The sequence below is a fragment of the Coriobacteriia bacterium genome (assembly GCA_030652115.1).
In the GTDB taxonomy this organism is placed as follows: Bacteria; Actinomycetota; Coriobacteriia; order Anaerosomatales; family Anaerosomataceae; genus UBA6100.
The window spans coordinates 402,463-424,213 of record JAUSBK010000001.1; the positions used below are offsets into that span (position 1 = coordinate 402,463).

General features: G+C 67.4%; 21 protein-coding genes. 8 read left to right on the top strand and 13 right to left on the bottom strand.

Features of this window, described 5'->3' with window-relative positions:
• Positions 1-55: 55 nt before the first annotated feature.
• Entirely contained in the window at positions 56-301 is a 246-nt protein-coding gene (locus Q7W51_02060) for a hypothetical protein (protein MDO8847156.1), read from the bottom strand.
• Positions 302-388: 87 nt separating this feature from the next.
• The gene (locus Q7W51_02065) at positions 389-2,011 is read right to left on the bottom strand and encodes an alpha-amylase family glycosyl hydrolase (protein MDO8847157.1); all 1,623 of its coding nucleotides are present in this window, start codon (positions 2,009-2,011) and stop codon (positions 389-391) included.
• 162 nt (positions 2,012-2,173) lie between these two features.
• Between Q7W51_02065 and Q7W51_02070 the strand changes: the two genes are divergently transcribed.
• The 6 genes from Q7W51_02070 to Q7W51_02095 all read left to right on the top strand — a co-directional run bounded on the left by Q7W51_02070 (position 2,174) and on the right by Q7W51_02095 (position 7,595).
• Entirely contained in the window at positions 2,174-3,130 is a 957-nt protein-coding gene (locus Q7W51_02070) for an acyl-CoA dehydratase activase-related protein (protein MDO8847158.1), read from the top strand.
• Positions 3,127-4,212 carry a hypothetical protein gene (locus Q7W51_02075; protein MDO8847159.1) on the top strand — a complete coding sequence of 362 codons (1,086 nt, stop codon included), beginning with the start codon at positions 3,127-3,129 and terminating at the stop codon, positions 4,210-4,212. Before Q7W51_02070 ends, Q7W51_02075 begins: the two co-directional genes overlap by 4 nt.
• Positions 4,205-5,173, top strand: coding sequence for an acyl-CoA dehydratase activase (locus Q7W51_02080; protein ID MDO8847160.1), 969 nt, complete (start codon positions 4,205-4,207; stop codon positions 5,171-5,173). Before Q7W51_02075 ends, Q7W51_02080 begins: the two co-directional genes overlap by 8 nt.
• Positions 5,174-5,283: 110 nt before the next feature.
• Positions 5,284-6,084: an SDR family oxidoreductase gene (locus Q7W51_02085; GenBank protein ID MDO8847161.1), complete on the top strand. Its 801-nt coding sequence runs from the start codon at positions 5,284-5,286 to the stop codon at positions 6,082-6,084.
• Positions 6,085-6,230: 146 nt separating this feature from the next.
• Complete coding sequence (locus Q7W51_02090; protein ID MDO8847162.1) at positions 6,231-6,428, top strand: hypothetical protein; 198 nt, start codon at positions 6,231-6,233, stop codon at positions 6,426-6,428.
• A gap of 522 nt (positions 6,429-6,950) precedes the next feature.
• Positions 6,951-7,595, top strand: coding sequence for a hypothetical protein (locus Q7W51_02095; protein ID MDO8847163.1), 645 nt, complete (start codon positions 6,951-6,953; stop codon positions 7,593-7,595).
• A gap of 41 nt (positions 7,596-7,636) precedes the next feature.
• Here the strand turns inward: Q7W51_02095 and Q7W51_02100 are convergent, their stop codons facing one another.
• From Q7W51_02100 to Q7W51_02125, 6 genes are all read right to left on the bottom strand, one after another.
• Positions 7,637-7,801, bottom strand: a complete 165-nt coding sequence (locus Q7W51_02100; protein MDO8847164.1) for a hypothetical protein — start codon at positions 7,799-7,801, stop codon at positions 7,637-7,639.
• 63 nt (positions 7,802-7,864) lie between these two features.
• Positions 7,865-8,311, bottom strand: coding sequence for a hypothetical protein (locus Q7W51_02105; protein ID MDO8847165.1), 447 nt, complete (start codon positions 8,309-8,311; stop codon positions 7,865-7,867).
• Between the two features lie 15 nt (positions 8,312-8,326).
• A complete protein-coding gene (locus Q7W51_02110) occupies positions 8,327-8,617 on the bottom strand; it encodes a hypothetical protein (GenBank protein ID MDO8847166.1) in 291 nt (96 codons plus the stop codon).
• Positions 8,614-8,985 carry a DUF2089 domain-containing protein gene (locus Q7W51_02115; protein ID MDO8847167.1) on the bottom strand — a complete coding sequence of 124 codons (372 nt, stop codon included), beginning with the start codon at positions 8,983-8,985 and terminating at the stop codon, positions 8,614-8,616. Before Q7W51_02115 ends, Q7W51_02110 begins: the two co-directional genes overlap by 4 nt.
• 207 nt (positions 8,986-9,192) lie before the next feature.
• Positions 9,193-10,038 (bottom strand): RlpA-like double-psi beta-barrel domain-containing protein, encoded by an 846-nt coding sequence (locus Q7W51_02120; GenBank protein ID MDO8847168.1) that lies wholly within the window; start codon positions 10,036-10,038, stop codon positions 9,193-9,195.
• 129 nt (positions 10,039-10,167) lie between these two features.
• Positions 10,168-10,437, bottom strand: coding sequence for a hypothetical protein (locus Q7W51_02125; GenBank protein ID MDO8847169.1), 270 nt, complete (start codon positions 10,435-10,437; stop codon positions 10,168-10,170).
• Between the two features lie 424 nt (positions 10,438-10,861).
• Here Q7W51_02125 and Q7W51_02130 point away from each other — a divergent pair, with 424 nt between their 5' ends.
• The gene (locus Q7W51_02130) at positions 10,862-12,394 is read left to right on the top strand and encodes a sugar transferase (GenBank protein ID MDO8847170.1); all 1,533 of its coding nucleotides are present in this window, start codon (positions 10,862-10,864) and stop codon (positions 12,392-12,394) included.
• Positions 12,395-12,436: 42 nt separating this feature from the next.
• On the opposite strand, the gene Q7W51_02135 is transcribed toward Q7W51_02130, so the two are convergent.
• The 5 genes from Q7W51_02135 to Q7W51_02155 are packed head-to-tail and all read right to left on the bottom strand — an operon-like array spanning position 12,437 to position 20,023.
• Positions 12,437-13,168 (bottom strand): WecB/TagA/CpsF family glycosyltransferase, encoded by a 732-nt coding sequence (locus Q7W51_02135; GenBank protein MDO8847171.1) that lies wholly within the window; start codon positions 13,166-13,168, stop codon positions 12,437-12,439.
• The gene (locus Q7W51_02140; protein MDO8847172.1) at positions 13,168-14,310 is read right to left on the bottom strand and encodes a hypothetical protein; all 1,143 of its coding nucleotides are present in this window, start codon (positions 14,308-14,310) and stop codon (positions 13,168-13,170) included. The genes Q7W51_02135 and Q7W51_02140 overlap by 1 nt, the downstream gene beginning before the upstream one ends.
• Positions 14,310-16,481 (bottom strand): bi-domain-containing oxidoreductase, encoded by a 2,172-nt coding sequence (locus Q7W51_02145; GenBank protein ID MDO8847173.1) that lies wholly within the window; start codon positions 16,479-16,481, stop codon positions 14,310-14,312. Before Q7W51_02145 ends, Q7W51_02140 begins: the two co-directional genes overlap by 1 nt.
• A gap of 21 nt (positions 16,482-16,502) precedes the next feature.
• Positions 16,503-18,446, bottom strand: coding sequence for an asparagine synthase (glutamine-hydrolyzing) (gene asnB / locus Q7W51_02150; protein ID MDO8847174.1), 1,944 nt, complete (start codon positions 18,444-18,446; stop codon positions 16,503-16,505).
• Positions 18,447-18,478: 32 nt separating this feature from the next.
• Positions 18,479-20,023 (bottom strand): polysaccharide biosynthesis tyrosine autokinase, encoded by a 1,545-nt coding sequence (locus Q7W51_02155; GenBank protein MDO8847175.1) that lies wholly within the window; start codon positions 20,021-20,023, stop codon positions 18,479-18,481.
• A gap of 267 nt (positions 20,024-20,290) precedes the next feature.
• Here Q7W51_02155 and Q7W51_02160 point away from each other — a divergent pair, with 267 nt between their 5' ends.
• The gene (locus tag Q7W51_02160; GenBank protein ID MDO8847176.1) at positions 20,291-21,751 is read left to right on the top strand and encodes a lipopolysaccharide biosynthesis protein; all 1,461 of its coding nucleotides are present in this window, start codon (positions 20,291-20,293) and stop codon (positions 21,749-21,751) included.

Genomic DNA, 21,751 nt, shown 5'->3' on the forward strand with positions numbered 1-21,751 from the left:
TCCGGATTCCGGGCCGGCGGGCGAGCAACGGCCGTGGGGTCGGCGCTTCGTTCCCCTATCCGCCGCCGACTTCCTCACCTTCGTATCCGAAGATCCCGTAGCCAGGCTTCGACTCCTCAAGTACCTGGTCTTCTGCCGAAGTGGAGTCGCAGGGCTCGGCCTGCTGCGCCTCATCGTCGGTGTCGCAGACCTCGGCGCCGATGCCCGGCGGGTTGCTGTACTCCTCGGGTGGAGGAATCGCCCGTCGGTTGCGGGCGTTGCTCTCCTCTGCGCGGTCTGGCTTAGGGCTGTTCGTAGGCATCAGCGGACTCCTTACGCCGGTTGGTCGTTACGAGGCCTCACCAGACGTAAATACCCACCTCCTTGGCAGGAGCGCCTAACAACGACGCTACCGCGAGACCATGATGAGCGCCTCGTAGGGTTCCAGCTTCAGCCTGGGACCTCGGATCTCGCCCTCGGCGGTGTGCGTCGAGAGTGCGCATGACCATGGCCGGTGGTCGCAGAGGTCGGTGGGCAATTCCAGCTCGCTCGCCCGGGCGGCGAAGTTGAGGAGCACGGCTGCCCGCTCGCCCCCGTGCTCCCGGACGTACGCGTACACACTACCCGGCGTGGCTCGGATCGCCCGGTACGAGCCGGTCTGGAGCGCGGGTGTCGCGCGGCGCAGCCGAATGAGCCGGCGGTACCAGTCGAGCAGCGACCGGGGCTGCGTGAGCTCGGTTGCGACGTTCCTTCGCGCGCACAGAGCATCGACCGGCAGCCACGGTGTACCGTCGGTGAACCCGGCGTTGGGCCCCGGTGCCCACTGCATCGGAGTGCGCGACCCGTCTCGGCCCACACGAAGCGGCCAGAACTTGATCCCCACCGGGTCATCCATCGCCTGTCGTGGCACCCGGCTCCGCGCCATGCCGAGCTCCTGCCCGTAGTAGATGATCGGCGTGCCGCGGAGCGTCAGCAGCATCGCCGCGGCGACTCGTGCTCTCCGCTCCTCGGCCCCGGGCGCGCCGAGTCGCGTGAAGCTGCGCGGCAGGTCGTGATTGTCCAGGTAGTAGCACGGCCAGGCTGCGGGGGGCAGATGCGCCTCGAGCCACCCCACCGAGCGGCTGAAGCCGGTCGCGCTCCAGCGCTGCCGGATGAAGTCGAGATAGAAGGAGAGGTGCAGGCGGTCGGTTCCGTCGCCGAGGTATGCGAGGCAGTCGTCGGGCGTGTCCGTGCACACCTCACCCATGAGCGTCCGCTCGCCGAACCTGTCGGCCAGATCGCGCAGCGCCTGCGCGATCCCCAGGCTCTCCGGCTGCGAGAAGTCGTGCACATGCCGCTGTGCGAGGTAGGGCCGGACTCCCAGCCGCCCCGGGTTGTCACGCAGCGCCGCATCCTCGTAGAGGAAGTTGATGAGGTCGAGCCGAAAGCCGTCCACGCCCCTGCCGAGCCAGAACTCGGCAACGTCGAGCATCTCCTGCCGCACCTCGGGATTTCGCCAGTTGAGGTCGGGCTGGAACGGCAGGAACGCGTGGTAGTAGTACTGTCCGGTCGTCTCGTCGTACGCCCAGGCGCTTCCCTCCACCACAGCGAGCCAGTCGTTCGGTGGCTTGCCCGGCGAGCGGCCGTCCTTCCAGACGTACCAGTCACGGCGCGGGTTGTCGCGCGACGACCGCGACTCGACGAACCACGGGTGCTCGTCGGATGTGTGGTTCAGCACGAGGTCCATCATCACGCGCATGCCTCGCCGGTGGCACTCGGCGATGAGTTCGTCGAGGTCCTCTATCGTGCCGAAGCGGGGATCGATGGCACGGTAGTCGGCCACGTCATAGCCGAAGTCCCTGAGCGGGGAGGTGTTGATCGGTGTGAGCCAGATGGCGTCGACGCCGAGCGATGCCTCAGTGCCGTCGTTCAGGTAGTCGAGCTTGCCGATGATGCCGCGCAGGTCCCCGCGCCCGTCGCCGTCACTGTCGGCGAAGCTCGGCACGGCGATCTGGTAGATCACCCCTGTCTTCCACCATGGCGATCCCAACATCGGGCACCCCCGTTCGATCCTCCTCAGACTCTACGCGAGCGTGACCGCTCAGCGGTAGACCCGATACCGATCCTGTGGCCAGACGCGCCCGGCGCCTGCCCCCGGCTGCGGGATGCTATAGTGCCCTGCACACCCAAGAACATGTACGACATGGGGGGGACCGTGACCGAAGCGCGAACAGTCGGACTGCCGCGCGCACTCCTGTACCACAAGTACCACACGCTGTGGACGACCTTCTTCGAGGAGCTCGGTTGGCGCACGGTCATCAGTGGGCCGACCACCCGTGGGACGCTCGAGCGCGGGGTCGGGCTTGCCGTCGACGAGTCGTGCCTGCCGATGAAGGTCTTCCTCGGACACGTTGATTCGCTTCGCGACCACTGTGATGTTGTGTTCATTCCACGGCTTGAGTCGCTGACGCCCGACGAACATCTCTGCGTCAAGTTCATGGGCGTCTACGATATCGTGCGCAACACCATGCCCGACCTGGCCGTGATCGGCTACGACGTCGATGCCGCCAATGCCGTGCACGAGCGCTCGAGCATGATCGCGCTCGCGCGCCAGCTGGGAGCCGGCCGGCTTGCCAGCCGCCGCGCCTACGACCGGGCCCTCACGGCCCAGCGCGCACACGAGCGCGAGCTCGCCCGGCTGCAGGAGTCGCTCCTCGAGACCGGCGGCCCGCACCCCGACCGGATCCGCATCCTGGTCGTCGGACACACCTACAACCTCGCCGACGAGCTCATCGGCAAGCCGATCATCACGTATCTCGAGTCGCTTGGCGTAGAGGTGATCACCTCCGATGCGATCGACAAGCCGCTCGCCCGGAAGTTGTCCGCACGGCTGTCTCCCGGCATCAGGTGGACGTACAACAAGGAGCTGCTCGGGGCGGTCGAGCTCTACCGGGATGTCGTCGACGGGATCGTGTTCATCGTGACCTTCCCGTGCGGACCGGACTCGCTCATGGGCGAACTGTGCCAGCGCAAACTCCACGGCGTGCCTGTTGCGACGATCGTCTTAGACGAGTTGCAGGCCGAAGCCGGGCTGCGCACCCGCCTGGAGAGCTTCGTGGACATCATCGCGGCCAAACGGCACGCCCGGCAGCGCTGCGAGGTGGGGTCGTGACCGGGAAACGCCGCGTTACGTTCCCGCACATGGGCGAGTACTGGATCGCCTTCGAGACGCTCGCCGAGATGCTCGGCGCGGAGGCGGTCATCGCGCCCCGTATGACGCGGCACACGCTGGAGGCGGGCGCGCACGTGAGCCCCGAGTTCGTCTGCGTGCCGTTCAAGTACAACATGGGCAACTTCCTCGAGACGCTCGAAGGGGGCGGAGCCGACGTCATCGTCCAGGCAGGAGGCGGCTGTCGGTTCGGCTACTACGGCGAGGTCCAGGAAGCCATCCTGAAGGACATGGGGTACGAGTTCGAACTCGTGAACCTGATCAAGGCCGAGAGTGCAGCACAGCTGGTGCGCGAGGTTCGGAGGATGCAGCCGTCGGTTTCCTACGTGCGGGCCGCCCGCGCGGTGGCCGTGGCATACCGGCAGGCCCAGGCCATAGAGGCGGCCGAGGCTTACGTGCGGCTGAACATCGGGTTCGAGGTCGAACGTGGCGCGACGGATCGCGCGCTGAACTCCTTCCTGCGCGATCTACGCACGACGCGAACGCTCAGGGCCGTGCGTGAGGTGCGGGAGCGCGGCCTCGCCGACCTTGCCGCCGTGCCGATCGACAAGCCGGCTGACCCGCTGCGCGTTGGTGTTGTCGGCGAGCTCTACGTGCTCATGGAACCGTTCGCCAACTGCGGCGTGGAGCGCAAGCTCGCCGCCGCTGGCGTAGAAGTCCACCGGTTCATCAACGGCACGTCGCTCATTGCGCAGGGTGTGGGCGGACGCAAGCATGTGCGCCATGCGCTGGACGCGGCAGGTCCGTGGGTCGAGTACCACCTGGGCGCTGATGCGACCGAGAGCGTTGCGAAGACGTGGGAGCTCATGAACGCGGGATTTGACGGGATGGTGCACCTCAAGCCCTTCGGCTGCATGCCCGAGGTGAGCGCCATGTCGGCGCTCCAGCGGATCTCGCGCGAGCACACGTTCCCGATCCTGTTCCTCAGCTACGATGCGCAGACAGCCGAGGCAGGAGTCCAGACACGCGTGGAGGCGTTCTGCGACATGCTTGCCATGCGACGGAGGAGAGACGCAAGTGCGTAAGGGTTACCTGGGTGTGGACATCGGTTCGATCTCGACCAAGGCCGTGGTGATCGACGAGGGGGGCGCGATCCTCGCCGAGTCGTACCTGTGGACCGAGGGCAATCCGATCGCGGCCGTCAAGCGCGTGCTGATCGAGATGGAATCGCAGCTTGCAGGCTCGGACGTCTGCGTTCTGTCGTCCGGTACAACCGGTTCGGCGCGCGAGCTCATCGGCTCTGTGCTCGGCGCGCAGGTGGTGAAGAACGAGATCACGGCGCACGCGATGGGCACCCTGTCGCTTCATCCCGACGTCCACACGATCTTCGAGATCGGAGGCCAGGACTCGAAGATCATCGTCCTGCGCGACGGCGTCCCGGTCGACTACGCGATGAACACGCTGTGCGCGGCGGGGACGGGCTCGTTCCTCTCCTCGCAGTCGCGGCGCCTCGGCATACCTGTCGAGGAGTTCGGCGACTACGCGCTCCGGTCGCAGCGTCCCACCAAGATCGCGGGCCGCTGCACGGTGTTCGCCGAGTCGGACCTGGTGCACAAGGCGCAGATCGGGTACGCGATCGAAGACATCATCGCGGGGCTGTGCAACGCGATCGTCGGCAACTACCTCAACAACGTCGGCAAGGGCAAGGAGATCCAGCCGCCGATCGTGTTCCAGGGCGGCGTGAGCAAGAACGTCGGCGTGGTCGAGGCGTTCAAGCGTCTGACCGGACACGATGTCCAGGTGGACGAGTGCGGCCACCTCATGGGCGCACTCGGCATCGCGCTGCTCGCCAGAGACACGGGCGTCGAGAGGGAGTTCGACTTCGGCGTGCGCGACATGAGCTTCGACACCGTCGGCGACGAGTGCGGCGGCTGCGCGAACAACTGCGAGGTGGTCTGCGTCCTGCGCAACGGCGAGTTCGTCGATGGGTGGGGCAACCGTTGTGCGACCGGGATCGAGCGGGTGAAGACTACGCTCCGCGCGTAACTCCTGACCCTCGCCCTGTCTGCGGCGACCTACTTTGCAACGATTGTTACAAAGTAGTAGGATAACGCCACTCAGACCGATCAGCGTCTGCGGCAAACGGGAGGTACGACATGCCTCGTACGTACGTCATCACAGGAACCGCCTCGGGCATCGCGGCGGCGACCGCAAAGATCCTCAAGGAGCGCGGCAACACGGTCATCGGCATCGACATCCATGACGCGGACATCGTCGCCGATCTCAGCACAAAACAGGGTCGGCTCGACGCTGCCAGTAAGGCGATCGAACTGGCTGGCGGGAGCATCGATGCGGTGATCGCGTGTGCCGGTCTGGCACATCCGATCGCCAAGACGGTGTCGGTCAACTACTTCGGCATGACCGAGTTTCTCGAGGCGCTCGCGCCCACGCTCGCGAAGTCCGATGCGCCGCGTGCGGCGCTCATCAGCTCCATGGCCTCCCTTATGCCGAACGACCCGGCTCTCGTCGAGGCGATGTTCGTCGACGACGACGAGGCCAAGGCGGTCGCACGGGCCCAGGAGCTCGTGGACGCCGGCGGCGGCATGGAGCAGCTCATCTACGGCTCAACGAAGCGCGCCATCAGCCGCTGGGTCCGGCGCGAGTCCCCCAAGCCTGAGTGGGCCGGCGCGGGCATCCCGCTCAATGCCATCGGTCCGGGCATCGTGAAGACGCCGATGGTGGCCGAGATGATCGCCACCGCCGAGGCGCGCGCGGGCCTCGACCAGGCGGTTCCCATGCCGCTCAACTACTATCTGGAGCCGGAGGGCGTCGCCTATCTGCTCATCTGGCTCACCAGTGTCGAGAACACGCACGTGACCGGGCAGACGATCTACATCGACGGCGGCTCGGACGTGGTGCTCCGTGGCGACAACGTTTGGGATCTGGCGGCCAGCTGATCGCGAGGCCAATGACTCACGCCGTCCGACGTTAGCAGCACGAACGTGGTCCCGACAGCCCGGAGAGGGAGGTCGGGACCACGCGCATGAACCGCAGGAGTGCGCTCGGACCTCGGCGGGTATCAACGATGTGAGGAGGGGCGACCATGCCAAAGCAGCCCGATACCGAGTACAGCCTCTCGTCTCGTTCCGAGGGGATGCGCTACCAATGGCAGTCCTATACGCGGGCCGAGGTCGAGGCGCTGGCCCGCAAGCTGGGCGAGCCGGAGGACCGGTGCGCGAGGAACATCGACCCGCGTATCCCGCGTCTGCTCGCCACGCTGCTGCACGGATACGCCGAGTGACCCTCCGGTCGCGTCGGGGATCCCGCGCTCAGGCAAAGCGCCCGGGGGGCTAGCTCAGGCCGGGCTTCCTGGTGTGGGCTCTGCCCCCGACGATAAGGCGATCGTGGCGCATGTGCTCCCGGTTCGCGGCGCGCATAGTCTCGCGGGCTTGCTTACGTTCAAGAGCTGCGCGGAATGCTGCGGCTTGGTCCTTCGCGCTCGCGCCCTCCTGGAATGGCCAATGATCGGGCTTCGGTGCTTCGGATGGCATTGCACTCGCCTCCTCGGTTCCGGGCGGTGTTGCCCGGCGGCACATCTCGCGATCACGCACTCGTCTTACCGACGCGTTAACCCCGTGGGGGTCGCCTCGCAGGCGCGCGGTGTGTCTCGGTGTATGTACCCTCCGCGCGGGCCCTCGGCCCACCGAGTGCCCGGCGGCCTGCATTCATCGGCTGACCGTAACATCCACCACTCGTGTATCATTCGCAGACGACTTCTCGTGTGCCGGTGCCACATGTGCCCGGCTGATCCACTGGGGGACCGTTGGAAGACCAGATAGTGCTGCACCGACGTGTCCGGTCGACGCTGCTTACGGGCGTCATCGTGCTCGCCGTCTCGGCGGCGCTCATCGCCATCGTGCTCTACGTCCGGGATGTCACGGGCGTGCCGATGGGCACGCTCACCCGGGACCCGCTCTCCGGCAAGCCAGCTTATTTCGGCTTCCTCTCGCAGGCCGGCATCCTGTTCTGGGCAGCCGGTGCCGCTGCCGCATTCCTCGCGGCATCCGCGCTCACCGGCGCACCGGACGCGAGCGGCCGTCGCTTCCTGTTCTCAGCGGGGCTCTTGACTGTGGCGCTATGCGTCGATGACGCGTTCCTGCTGCACGATGAGGTCCTGCCGAAGCTCGGCGTGCCCGAGGAGATCCTCTACGCGGTCTACCTCGGCTGCATGCTGGCGTTCCTGATCGCGTTCCGAAGGCACATCCTGCGGACCGAGTACCCGATTCTGCTTCTGGCGCTCGGCTTTCTCGGGCTCTCCGTCATCTGTGATGCGTGCGGCCTGCCCTGGCTGGACCCGTACCTGCTCGAGGACGGCGCGAAGGTCGCGGGCATCGTGGCCTGGGCGGCCTATCTGTTCCGGACGGGTGGCTCGCTCATCGGGGGCCAGCTCGACGGCACGAACCGGTAGGTACGTCGTCGCATCCGCGACGAGGACCCTCTGCGCGCGCTCTACCGCACTGCCACGCCCAGGTAGTACGGCCAGATGAACAGGCCGAGGACCGCCGTCCAGAAGCCGAGCTTCACGTAGGCGATCGTGAAGAGCCATCCGATGAACCAGATGATCCCCATGCCCGTGTCGACGTGGACCTTCTGAGTGCCTTCGCCCCATGCCATGGTGCCCGTCCTCTCGGTCTGCCGCGCTCCCGGCGCGGCGTGAGTACCGTCTCAATCGCTCCCTCAGGCGCAGAACACCCTGATGGTGTCGCCGTTGGCCGCGCTCACGTTGACCTCCATCTCGCGGAGGCTCTGGATGATGTCCTCGATGTCCTCCGGCTTGATGTTGTTGAGGTCGAACGACATGCCGGCCTCGGTCATCGACGTGTTGATCTGCTCCATCGCCTGTGGCGGGATGAGCGACGTGAGCTTGAGCCCGGTGCGCAGCAGCGCGAGCGGGACCTTCACGTCGACCTTGTCGCTATTCACGCTGTCGACTTTCACGTACATGAACTTCGGCGTGCCCGAGGCCGAGGGCCCGGTGGGCCAGTCCGCCGAAGGCGGCGGGGTGGGGACCGGCTGGGCCGGATCGGTGTCCGCGCCGATCGAATCGAGGAGCATGTCGGCCTCGTCGGCCGTGATCTTGCCCTCGGCGAGCATGCCTAGGATGCGCTTGCGGTCTTCGTTCATCGTTGATCAGTCCTCTCAGTAGATGTCGACGTTCACGCGGCTGCCGCCGTTGTTCGCCCGGACATGGGTGCCTCTGGCGGCGGAGAGCAGGCCGAGCGAGCGGAGCACGAGCAGCGTGTAGTGGTGATAGCGGGCGCCTCCGAGCAGCAGTACGAGGTCGGCGATCAGGGTGCCGATGAGCGCGAGTGCCACGAGGGGCAACAGCAGCGGCCACAGCAGGAAGACCGGCAGCCAGATCCTGAAACTCCGGGAACCCTCTTCTTTCACCCGCACGTCGATGACGAACGGGGGCAGGTAGGTGCTCATCGCCGCAGCCTCTCCGCGGCCTCAACCGCGGTGATCTCGCCGCGGTCGAGCAAGTCGAGTACCTCATCGCTGGGTTCAGACGCCGGCTCGATGTCGATCTGCACGAGCTGGAGCTGCGCGGCGATGCGGTTGAGCCGGTTCTTGATGGTGGGGTAGCTCACGCCGAACGCCTTCTCCATGTGCTTGATCGAGCCGTGGCATCGAACGAACTCGCCCACGAAGACCTGGTCCTCGTAGCGAAGCCCTGCCAGCGGCGGCGGCTCGAACTCACCCTCGAGGGTGATGCCGCTGTCCTTGAGACGGACCTGCGTGACGACGAACGCGCGGTCGCCCGTGAGGTCGGTCAGATCGTGCCAATCATGTGCCATAGCGCCACTCCCTTTCAATTCCCACGAGCATAGTGTACCCGCAGATTGAGAAAGTCAAGACCGGAATCAATAAAATCAATATGTGAGGCTTGCGTCGGCATGTGGTCGTGCTGGCGGGCACGCCAAAGCGCACGCTCTCCGACGTGGAGGGCGGGCGCTCGAGGTTCGGGCGTTCAAGAGGACCCGCTGGTGCCCGGGACTGCGTGTCTACTGCGAGACGATGCGGTAGCGCACCTCGTGCACGCCGGTGAAGCCGAGCACGCGCGCCACGCCGGGGCCGAGGTCGAACTCCCGGCCGGCGGTGTACGGCCCGCGGTCTGCGACTTTGGCGACCGCGCGCTTGCCGTTGTACTCGAATTCGATGAGCGTGCCGAACGGCAGCGTCTTGTGCGCGACCATCATCGAGTAGGGCCCGATCGCCTCGCCGCTGGCTCCCCTGCCGGTGAAGTTCCAGCTGTAGTGCGATGCGACCGCCGTCCCCCACTCGCCGGTGCCGACGAGGCCCTGGTTCACCTTGGTTGCGGCGTCAGCGGCGGCTTTGGCGGCCTTGGCCTTGGCGGCCATCTGCGCCTCGTATTCCCTGAGCGCGGCCTCGCTCGCCGCGAGTTGCTGTCGCGCTACGGCGACCTCCTGCTCGAGCACAGAGAGCGCCTCGGCCTGCTCGGACTGGAGTGTGAGAAGCTCCTCGGCGGACGACGTGGCCTCGGCCTGCGCGGCCTTGAGCGCGGTGAGATTGTCGTTGGCCTGCCGGGCGATCCGGTCGAGCAGATCGAGCCGTGCCGCGAGTTCCTGCAGATCGGACGCACCCAACAGGAGCGACAGCGTGTCGGCGCCGGTGGAGCGGTACATCGCGGACACATGAGCCTGGAGTCGCGCCTGGCACTGCTGCTCCTGGAGGACCAGGCGGTCCAGCTCCCCGGAAGCCGCAGCCACTTGGGCGTCGATCGCCGATGATTCTGCCTGGGCTGCGTCGTACTTTGCGAGTGCAGTCTCGAGCACGGCGCGGTCGGCCGTGACCTCTGTGGCGGTGGGCAGGGCTGTCGCCTGCGTCATAGGGAGCCCCACGACGCTTGCCGCCATCACCACGGCCAGGACGAGCCCGGCTGTCCTTCGGAGAAACATGTCGAAGAGTTTAGCACCGTAGGCCGTGAGGTGCGCCCGCGTGGCGAAGGGAGGTCCGTCTCAGTAGTACGTCCGCACCCTGACGCCGAGCCGCTCGAGGTGCTTCGGCAGGGCTTCGAAGTGCTTGCTGCTGCCCGGGAACGCCTTGCCGGTCGGGATCGTCAGGGGCATGGCGCAGATGTCCGTGACCCGCTTCTTCATGTCTTCGTCGATGTCGTCGGTCCAGTCGAAACCGATGTCGAGCATTGCGCCATTCTCGTCGAGCTTGTGCCAGGTGAGCGTGGCAAGCAGCTTGTCGCTCTTCGTCAGGTCCATGTGCGACTTGAGCATCGGGTTCCCTTTCTCCGTGACGGTACTCCCGATCGTACACGACCAGCAGGCTGTGCCGTTCAGAATACGCAAGCGTGCTGACCGTTCGGCAACTATGCGTGCCGCTCATCCGAATATACCGGTCGGTTCGTCGGGACGGTGTTGTTGTGACGCTTGTCACAGGGTACTGTGATGATAGTCACAGTACGAGGCGATGAGCGGAACCCCTCCGGTCGGCCTCAGTCGCAGAACACATTGCAGCCCCACGCCGCCTGATCGTGCGCCGTTCTTCCGGGTGAGACCCGGGGCGCCTGCGGTCCCGGTCTCGGGGGGTTGAGAGCAGGTCCGTGGCGAGTCGGATCGCCAATCGGTCGAGTCCGAGTCTCGTGGGTACGCGGATCCAGCTGTTGCATATGCATGTCGGGGACAGCAGGGGGTAGTCCGCATGAATACGGGTAGCGCCGCAGTCCGAGTCGAGCAGCACCGTCCACAACTGTTCGAGGTCCCGCGCCTGGAATCGTACACCGAGCCTGTCAAGGCCGGTGCTTTCGTGTCCCGGGACGTACGTCACCGCCGCGTGGCATCCGCCCTCGTGGCGTCCGACGCCACGATGCTCTTGCTCGCATCGCTTGCGGCCACCGTCGTCTACCGGTATGCGCTTCAGGCCATGTCCGGCGGCATCAGCCCGATGTCCGCGCTCTGGTCCGTGCTGTTCGCCGTGGCGACCGTCGCCGCCATGGCCTCGTCGCACCTGTACTCGATAGAGAGCCTCGGTTGGGGATCCGCCGAGTTCACGCGGGTCGGCCGTTCGATCATCGGCGGGCTCGTCTCAACGGTCCTCGTGCTCTTCCTCCTCGGCGTAGACAGCCCGTCGCGCCTCTGGATGCTGCTTGCGAGCACGTTTGCCGTGGTGTCGGTCACCGTCGGGCGCGGCGTGCTGCGCACGATCGGCTCCCGTCTCACGAAACGTGGCGGCTGGCTGCAGCGGCCCACGCTCATCGTCGGCTCGAATGGTGAGGCGGCCGAGCTGGCCTCGCTGCTCAAAGTCCAGCCCAGCTCGGGCCTGGTGCCCGTCGGCTGCCTGCGTAGCTCGCTCAAAGACAAGCTCTCCTTCGACTACTGCGCTCCGTGCCTGCCCACGCTCGGCACCGCGCGAGATCTGTGCCGGGTCGTGCGGGAGCAGGGCATCGACACCGTGATCATCGTTGCCTCGGCGTTCGACTACGAGATCACCCAGCGGATGATCAAGGACCTTCGCGACCTCCCGGTGACCGTGCACATCTCCTCGGCGCTCAACGAGGTGCTCTCGAACCGCGTGGTCATGCGCGAGGTGAGCGGGGTCCCGCTGATCTCGCTCCGGGGCGTGTCGCTTTCCGACGCAAAGGTCCGCGGCAAGCGCGTCTTCGACTCGATAGTCGCCGGCGCGATCGTGGCCGTGGGCATGCCGCTGTGGGCGGCGCTGGCCGCGCTCATCAAACTCACGAGCGACGGACCGGTCTTCTATCGCCAGGAGCGGATCGGCCGCAACGGCGTGCCGTTTTACATGTACAAGTTCCGCTCGATGGTGACTGACGCCGACGCGATGCTGCAGCAGCTGCAGCAGGACAACCAGGCCGACGGTCCGCTGTTCAAGATGAAGAACGACCCCCGCGTGACGTCGGTGGGCCGGTGGATGCGCAAGTTCTCGCTCGACGAGTTCCCGCAGCTCATCAACGTTCTCAAGGGCGAGATGAGCCTCGTGGGTCCGCGACCGCCGCTTCCCGCCGAGACGATGCAGTACACGGATCAGGACTGGCGGCGCCTTGAGGTACTCCCCGGCATGACCGGCCTGTGGCAGGTCTCGGGGCGTTCGAAGCTCACGTTCCGCGACATGGTCCGTCTGGATGTCTTCTACATCGACAACTGGTCGCTCGGTTTGGATCTCTCCCTGCTGGCACGCACCGTGCCGGCTGTGGTTCTCGCTCGGGGCGCCTACTAGTATGTAGGAGCGAGCTGCTCTTCGAGACGCCGTCGCGTCCGCTTAGGCGGTGCGGCGGCGCTTCTCTTTGAGCGTGAGGAGCGCGAAGCGCGAGTTGCCGACGAGGTAGCGCTTCCACATTCGGCGCGGCTCCTGAGCGAAACGGTAGAACCACTCGAGCCCGGTCCGCTGCATCCACACGGGCGCACGCTTGGTGAGCCCTGCGATCACGTCAAAGCTCCCGCCTACTCCCATCGCGAAGACGGGTCCCATCTCGGGAAGGCGCTCGGCGAGGAAGAACTCCTTCTTCGGGCTCGTGATCCCCACGAACAGCAGGCGTGCGCCGGAGTCGCGGATCGTCCGTGCCACAGCCGCGTCGTCGTCGAAGTAGCCGTTGCGCGCGCCGGCGACCACCAGGCGCGGATGGACCTCCAGGATGCGTGCGAGACAGCCCTGGAGCACCTCCTCCCGCGCGCCGAGGAGGTAGACGGGCCAGGCATGCTCCTCGGCTTCGGCGAGCAAGCGCCACATCAGATCGATGCCGGCCACTCGCTCGGGCACGTCGAGGCCGAGCATGCGCCCCGCCCACACGACGGACTGGCCGTCGGCGTTGACGATCTCACAGCTCGCGATCGCCTCGCGCAGGCCGGGCACGTCCTGCATCATCACGACCTTGCCCGCGTTGATGACCACGTGCTGTGCGGCGCGGCCGCTTTCCACGAGTTCGGCGCAGCGGGCCACCGATTCGTCCATCGTGAGCAGATCGAGCGGCACGCCAAAGAGCTCAGCGCGCATCAGCGTTCACCCCGCTGAAGCTCGGCGACTGCCGCTTCGAGCGGATCGCGTCGCTCTCCATGCAGGAGGCCGAGCGAGGACGTGCCGAGCGCCCAGTGCGCGTCGCCCCACCTGAGGAAGTGCCGCCGGTCGGTCGCAAAGCGCCCCTTCTGGTAGTACGTCGCGCCGGAGATCGGGTCGACGAGGAATCGCCGGGTCCAGTCGGCCACGCGTTCGGCGAGCGCAGCTGTCTCGAAGCCCCACGTTGCGAGCCGCGCCGCGACGTCCACCGCCGTGCCGGCGCTGTGGATGTCGTACGGGTGCGGCCGGTCGGTATAGTACTTCGGCTCGCCTTCTTCGCCGAAGAAGTCCCGCGTCCAGTGCGTCACGCCCCGTTCGAGAGAGCCGCGCACGGCTTCATCGCCGGTTGCCAGCCATACCTGCAGCAACCCGTCGAGGTTGTACGCGGTGTGGAAGTTGTCGGACCAGCCAAGTGATGCACCCTCACCGTACGGCCACGACCCGTTCTCGAGCTGCGCGGCGATGGAGGTGTGCGCGCACGCGACCGCCGCATCCACCAGCGAGATGTCGCCGCGAAGCGTACCCGCCATGGCCACGAGTCCCGCGCCCAGCAGGTTCGCGTTGTGCACGAGCCGCGCGGAGTCGAGCGTGTAGCGGAAGAAGGGACGCCCGGCCGGTTCGAGCATGTGGTCGCTCAGGAAGGATGCCGAGGCTGTGAGCTGCGAGCGGAGGGACGGGTCGTCGGCGACGATGCCCGCGGTTCCGAGACCACGCGCCACGAACACCGTGGCGATCAGGTTGGGGGATCCGACCGGATAGAACGCCCAGCGCGTCTGCACATCGAACTCGTAGCCCCACGCGCCCTCCTCCAGCCGCGCGATGTCGTCGCGGTGAAGCAGCGCGTCCACGAGGGAGCGGGTCGCATCGTCGGGCGCCGCTTCGCTTCGGCACGCGGCGGTCAGGTGTGCGCCGAGCGCTTTGGCCATCGGGAAGGGGGAGATGCCGAGTGCGCGCGACAAGTCGAGCGGGCAGCGCTTGCGTAGCTGTATGGCGACCTGGCGCGCCCGTGCGTGTCGCAGCACCCACGCGGGAATGCGGGAGCCGCGCAGTGCATCGAACGGATCGATGCCGACGAGCTCCATCAGCTGCCCGTGATCTCCGCGGTGTAGACCGCGATGTCGATCGTGCTCTCGGAGCGCAGCGACTCAACCGCCGCGAACGTCGCGATCGTGGAGTGGACGCATTCGGCGAACGTGAGCTCGGAGGGCTCGCGCCCGGCCTTGGCGGCATCGACGAAGGACGTGACCTCGGTCCGGTGGCCCTTGTCCTGGGCGCCCTTCGAGCCCTTGACGCGCCCGCCCGAGGCGATCCGAAGCTCCCTGAAGTCGTCGATCGCCACGGTGCTCGCCCCGCCGAAGAGTTCGATGCGCTCCTTCGGGATGGCGGTGTCCCCGTCTGCGGCGTAGACGACGGACGAGAGCGACCCGTCGGCGTGCATGACAATGACCGAGAGCGAGTCCTGCAGCTCGGGACTCTTGCCGTTGCCGATGGCGCGAGCCGTGACCGAGGCTGCCGGCGAGCCGGTGAGGCAGATCGCCAGATCGATGAAGTGGCAGACCTCGCCGATGATCCTGCCGCCGCCCACCTGCGGGTCCTGGATCCAGCTGTCGGGCGGGATCGCGCCCGCGTTCACCCGGATGAGGCACTGCACCGGGCCCTTCGTCCGGTCGCGGACCTCGAGCGCCTGGCGGGTCATCGGCGCGAAGCGACGGTTGAAGCCCACCATGCACACGGCCCGGTGCTCGCGCTGCGCTTCGAGAAGCCCGGGCAGATCGTCGGAGCGCAGGCACAGCGGCTTCTCGACGAAGACCGCAAGGCCCGCGCGCAGCGCGCTCATCGTGAGCGCGGCGTGCGAGTCGTGGCGCGTGGAGATGAACGCGAGGCCCACTTCGGGACGTGCGAAGGCCTTCGCGGCGTCGCTCTCGGCGTGGGCGAACCCGAACTTCGCGGCGGCATCGACAGCGCTCAAGCCCCGGGCTGAGATCACGGTATCGAGCGGTACGCCGGCCGCGCGCACCGCGGGCAGGAGCACGCGGGTGGCGAAGTTGCCGGCGCCCACGAACGCAACACCGTCGCCGCGCGCGGGTGTGACCTGCGTCCCGGCAGTCGTGTCCGCCTCAGGCAACGGGTCCTCGCTGTAGGCGAGCACGATGCCGAGGTAGGGCTCGCGTCCGGTGGCGAGGAGGTCGTATGCGTCCGGGGCCTCCTCGACCGCGAAGCGATGCGTGGTGAGTGCAGCTGCGTTCACGTCGCCTCTCGCGAGTGCGCCGAGGAACGCGGCCATGTTGCGGCCCTCGGTCCAGCGGACGTAGCCCGCCGGGTAGTCGTGGCCGTGGACTTCGTACGAGGCGTCGTAGCGCCCGGGTCCGTATGAGCGGGACAGGACGACCGACAGCTCCTTCTCGTAGTACGGCGAGCGCGGCACCTCCATCGGAGTCGCACCCACGAGCACGACGCGCGCGCGGTCGCGCGCCACCGCACCCGCGAGCACGAACGGGGAGTTGTCGGGTGCGCCCGCGGTGATGATCACCGCGTCGAAGCCCATGCCTTCGGTGAAGGCCATGAGCAGCCCCTCGACGCCGGGTGCGTCCGCTGCGGTCGTAAGGTCGCAGCCACCCGCCCGGGCGCCCTCCACGGCTGCCGCGGAGACGTCGGTGCCCGCCACACGACAGCCCGACGCCTGCAGCAGCTGCACGGTGATCCGGCCGATGAGCCCGAGTCCGATCACCAGCACGCGCTCGCCGTAGCTCACCCCGCTCTGGCGGATGCCGTTCATGGCCACGCAGCCGACTGTCGTGTATGCCGCGTCCTCGAAGGAGACCTCGTCGGGCATCTTCGAACAGAGCAGCTCAGGCACGCACACGTAGCCCGCGTGCACCGCCGACTCGGCGCCGGCGCACGCCACGCGGTCGCCGATGCGGAACGAGGAGACACCTGGCGCGACGCGCTCGACAACGCCTGCGCAGGAGTAGCCGAGCGGCGACCAGGAGTCGAGGCGGTTGCGCACGGTCTGCACGGTGGCGGCGATGCCCTCGGTCTTCACCTTCGACAGCACCTGCGCCACGAGGTCGGGCCGCGCCTGCGCCTTGCCGACGAGGCTCTTGCGCCCCAGGTCCACCTTGGACTTCTCGGTGCCTGCCGAGAGCAACGACGCCTCAACGCGCACGAGCACGCAGCCGGGCTGCAGGGCCGGTACCGGCACGTCGAGCACCCGGATCTCGCCCGTGTTGAAGTTCTGCGCAACCTGCTTCACGACTTGCTCCTCACGTCCCGCCTACGGGTGGCGGTCCCCCTCGAGCACCGAGCGCTGCCAGATCTCGAGCGTCAGCAGCGCCCACAGCCGGAAGGCGTGGTCTGCCTCGCCCGACCGGTTCTCACGAATCATACGTGTTACCGCTTCCGGCTGGAAAACGCCGCGCCTGCGGATCGTCTCCTCGGACAGCAGATCGCCGAGCATCTCGGCCAGGTCGGTCTTGAGCCACTGGCGGATTGGCGCGCCGAAGCCCGCCTTGCGGCGCGCAAGCACCCACTCGGGCAGATCGGGCGCGAGCGCCTGGCGCAGCGCGTACTTGCGGGTGCGCCCGTGGACCTTGAGATCGGAGGGCATGGCAGCGGCCACGGACACCACGGCGAGGTCCAGATACGGCACGCGGCTCTCGATGGAGGCCGCCATCGACATCTTGTCGCAGTAGGCGAGGTTGAGCTCCGGCAAGAAGAGCTTCGTGTCGAGGTACGACGCCTGACTCACCGCGTCGAGCGAGGCGACTTTCTCGAAGTACTCGTACTGTCGCGCCGAGAGCGATTCGACCACCTGCGCCTGCGCATCCGCCGACAGCAACGCGTCGATGCCGGCAGCATCGTAGTAGGTGCGCAGCCCGGCGGCGCGCTCGCGGGGATCTGCTGCGCCGGCAGCGACGATGTCGTCGAGCACGCGCTGTACGCCGAGGCCGAGCCCCTTGGAGAGGCCCGGGACCTTCCCGCCCGCCCACGCCGACGCGCCGCCGATGCCGCGGAGCACCGGTCCGGCGACCGGACCCCCGAGCCAGGGATGGCGGTCGGCCACGTGCAGGATCTGGTGGAGCCGATAGCCGCCGAAGAGCTCGTCGGCGCCCTGGCCGGTGAGGAGCACGGTCACGAGCTCCCGGGCCGCCTCACTGATGAGGTAGGTGTTGATGGCGGCCGGGTCCGCAAGGGGCTCGTCCATGTGCCACAGCAGCTTGGGCAGGAGGTCCGCCACGTCCGGCGCGACGATCGTCTCGTGATAGCGGGCGCCGTAGTGCGCGGCGGCACGTCGGGCGTAGAGGTGCTCGTCGGGGCACTGCTCGAGCACCGCGTCCTCGGCACGGAAAGCGATGGTGAAGCAGTCCACCGGCTCCGAGCGCTCCTTGGCAGCAAGCGCGAGCAGTCCGGTGGAGTCGAGGCCGCCGCTCAGAAGCAGGCCGACCGGAACGTCGCTTCGGAGTTGGCGGCGAACCGAGTCGTGCAGGGCGGTTCGAAGGGCCTCGATATGCTCGGTGGAGGACAGGTCGTTGTCGGGATGCAGTTCGAGGTCCCAGTACTCGCGGATCGAGGTGACGCCGTCGCGCCACTCGATGAGGTGGCCGGGGCGAAGCTTCAGGACTCCCTCGATGAGCGTTTCCGGTGCGGGCGTCCACAGGTAGGTGAGGTACTTGGGCAGAGCGGCCACATTGAGCGCGCGCCCCGCGAGTCCGTCCGGGTACAGCGACTTCGCCTCGGAAGCGAACACGAGCGTGTCGCCGTCCTGGCGGTAGTACAGCGGCTTGATGCCGAGGTGGTCGCGCGCGACGAGCAGCGTGCCCATGCGCTCGTTCCAGGCTGCGAAGGCGAACATCCCGTTGAGTCGTCCGGGCAGTCCGTCCCCCCACTCCTCGAAACCGTGGACGAGGACCTCCGTGTCGGCACGCGAGGCGAACACATGCCCCCGCGACTCAAGCTCCGCGCGCAACGCCGGGGCGTTGTAGATCTCACCGTTGTAGGTGACCCATACGGAGCCGTCCTCGTTGCCCATCGGCATGTGACCGGCGGCGGAGAGGTCGATGATGCTCAGCCTGCGGTTGCCGAGCACGACGCCGGTGGAGGGCGAGGAGTACACGCCGCTGTCGTTCGGGCCGCGGTGTGCGATGGCTTCGAGCGCCCGGTCGATGAATGCGCCCGTGGCCCCGGGGCTGAGGCTGGCGAGCCCGACTATGCCGCACACGTTGGACGTCCGCTCAAACGGGACCCGGTTTCTCAGTCCTGACCTGGGGTGTAGTAGCTCCGGTAGCCCGTGCGGGCCGACGAGCGCTTGTTGAGACCCCACATCACGATACCGATGAGCCGTGACCCCGCACCTGCGAGGGTCTCCCGGCTCGCCTTGGCCATCTCACGGGTGGTGAAGCCCGCCGCCGTCACCATGAGCACGCCGTCCGCCCAGCGGGCGACCGCCGAGGTGTCTGCGACCGACAGCAGCGGTGGCGCGTCGACGATGATCCAGTCGGCCCACTCGGCCAGCGAATCGAACAGACGCTTCATCGTTGCAGAGCCGAGGAGCTCGCTCGGGTTCGGAGGCATGCGGCCGGCCGTGAGCACCCAGAGGTTCTTGACGCTCTCGGGCCGCTGCAGCACGTAAGCGGCGTCGAAGGCCCCGGTCAGCACGTCCGAGAGCCCGACATTCTCCTTCACGCCAAAGAACCTGGCCGCGATCGGCCGACGGAAGTCCGACTCGATCAGGACGGTCTTCTTGCCCGACTGCGCCAGCACGCTCGCGAGGTTCGCCGCAACGGTGGACTTGCCTTCCTGGGCTACCGCCGAGGTGACGAGAACGACCTTGACGTCGTGCTCGAAGTTCACGAAGTCGAGCCCGTTGCGCAGCACGCGGTACGACTCGGCGGCCTGTCCGTCCGGCTGCAGGATGACCGACAGGTCGGGTCCTTCATCTTTGGTGAGGACGGTGCGAGCGACCTGCCCGAGCACGGGCGATCCGTACAGTTCCTCGGCCTCGGCAGGCGACTTGATGGTGTTGTCGAGCGTCTCGGCCACGAACGCGGCGCCGAGACCTACCACGAGGCCGAGCGCGAAACCGACCACGCTGTCCCGGGCGGGCTTGGGCGACACGGGATCGGGATCCGGCACCGCGGTGGCAAGCACGCTGCCCGACCCGGTCTCGAGCTGTTCGTTGATCTGCAGGTCGACGAGCTGTTCGGAGAGCGTGGCGTAGAGGCTCTTCGCGGCCTCGAGGCTCACCTGCTCATCGGCGGAGGCGCCGTTGGCCGTCTGCGCTTCGAGTGCGACGATGTCCTGCTGAGTCTCGGAGAGCCTGGCTTTCACGTCGTCCACGGCGGCCCGGATGCTTGCTCGCTGGAGGTCGCGCGACCATGCAACGTAGCTTTCGGCGAACGCGTTCGCGATGGCGGCCGCACGCTCCGGGGAGGGGTCCGTGACCTCGACCGTCGCGATGTTCGTGCCCGTCTCCGTGATGAAGACGACCTGCTTGAGCAGCTCAGTGCTCGTCGTGTTCAGCTCGAGCGAATTGATGACCGCCTCGACGATGGGGCGAGACTTGAGCACTCCCACCTGGGTCTGGAACTCGCGCTCCTGCGAACTCGACTGCATCTGCGTCGAGCCGAGCAGCGTCGCGCCCGCGTTCTGCTCGATCATCAGGACCTGTGACTGCGCCTGATACTCGGGCGTCTGGAACAGGCTCATCACCAGCGCGGCGCCGGTGGCTACGAGGAGACACGCCGCGATGAGCTTGCGCCGATTGACGAAGATCTTGATCAGGTGTCCGAGATCCACTTTCCCCCCGTACCAGCGGCATCATCTGCTGCCTGCACTGTACCAGCGGGGCGCGAGGACTGTCACGCTGCGCACGGCGCCGATGGCGGGCCGTTGCCCGCGCCGTAAGGGCGTCTGACGTGCAGGTACGATACACTCTGGTGCATGCGCCGGGGAGTCGGCGACCGCACACGACCGGCACACGGCGGAGCCACGGGGGGTCGGGTTGCACGTTCCTTCTGGGCCACTCATGTCGCAGCCGCGAGGCGCGAGGCGGTGCTGGCCTCGATGACGCAGGATCAGCACAGCCCCGTTGCTGCCGTTCGAGGCATGCGCGACGCGTCGCTTGGCCGCGCCGGGCAGCAGGTACTCCAGTTCGCCTTCACGATCGCGCTCGTGCGGCTGCTCGACCCCGGGGACTTCGGCATCGTGGCGCTCTGCAGCGTCATCACGGGCTTCATCACGCTGCTCGGCGACCTGGGGACCTCGGCTGCGATCGTCCAGCGCAAGGAGCTCAACCCGCGCCTCCTGAGCTCGGTGTGGGTCCTGAACGTCGGTGTGGGCGTGGGCGCGGCGGCGCTGCTCATCGTAGGAAGCGGGCCGCTCGCCGCGGCGCTCGGCAACCCGCATGCGGCACCTGTCATCAGAGGGCTCGCGCTCGTCTTCCCCATCCGCAGCCTCGCGCTCGTGCACGGTGCGCTGCTCCAGAGGGACCTGCGCTTCAACACGGTCGCCCGCTCCGAGGTGTATGGCACGCTGGCCGGCGGACTCTCGGCTGTGGGTGTGGCGCTGCTCGGCTGGGGCCCCTGGAGCCTCGTGGTGCAGCAGATGGTCGCCACCACGGTGAGCGGCGCGGTGATGGCGGTTGGCGCCCGATGGCTCCCGCGGGCGCGCCCGTCGCGTGCCGAGCTGCGCGGCATCGCCTCGTTCACGGCCAATCTGAGCGCGTACAACACCGTCTACTACGCGGCGCGCAACGCCGACAACCTGCTCATCGGCAGGTTCCTCGGCACGGGCGCGCTCGGCGTGTACGACATCGGCTACAGGACGATCCTCTACCCGCTGCGCAACGTCACCAACGTGGTCTCGACCGTGGCGTACCCGGTGCTCTCGCGCCGTCAGGACGACGACCCCGGCCTGCTGCGCGGCTACCTTCGGATCGTGCGCTCGATCGCCCTGGTCACGTTCCCGATGCTCGCGATCATGGCGTTTCTGAGCCCCGAGTTCGTGGGCGTGGTGTACGGACCGAAGTGGGCAGACCTCGTGCCGGTGCTCGCGGTGCTGGCGCCGGTGGGCGCCCTACAGTCGGTCACCTCGACGGTGATCATCTTGTACCAGTCCAAGGCACGGACGGACCTGCTGCTGCGCGTGGGCCTGGTCGAGAGCGCGGTCATCGTGGGCGGCTTCGTCGTCGGGCTGCGCTGGGGCGTGCTCGGCGTGGCGGTCTCGTACCTGGTGACGAATCTGCTGCTGCTCTACCCGGTCGTCCGGATACCGATGGGGCTGGTGCACGCGCGCGCTTCGGACTTCTTCGCAGCCACGTGGAAGCCCGCGGTGCTTGCCGCGATCGCGGGCGTATGCGCCTACGCGGCAGGTCTGTGGCCCCCGCTTCACTCGGCGAGCCTCGTCGTGCAGCTGATCGTCCTGTCTGCGGTCGGCGCCGGCGTGTACGCGGCGCTCGGCTTGGCGTTCTTGCGCGACGACGTCGACTGGCTGGCGGCGCGCATCCGAGAAGCATTGGGCAGGTAG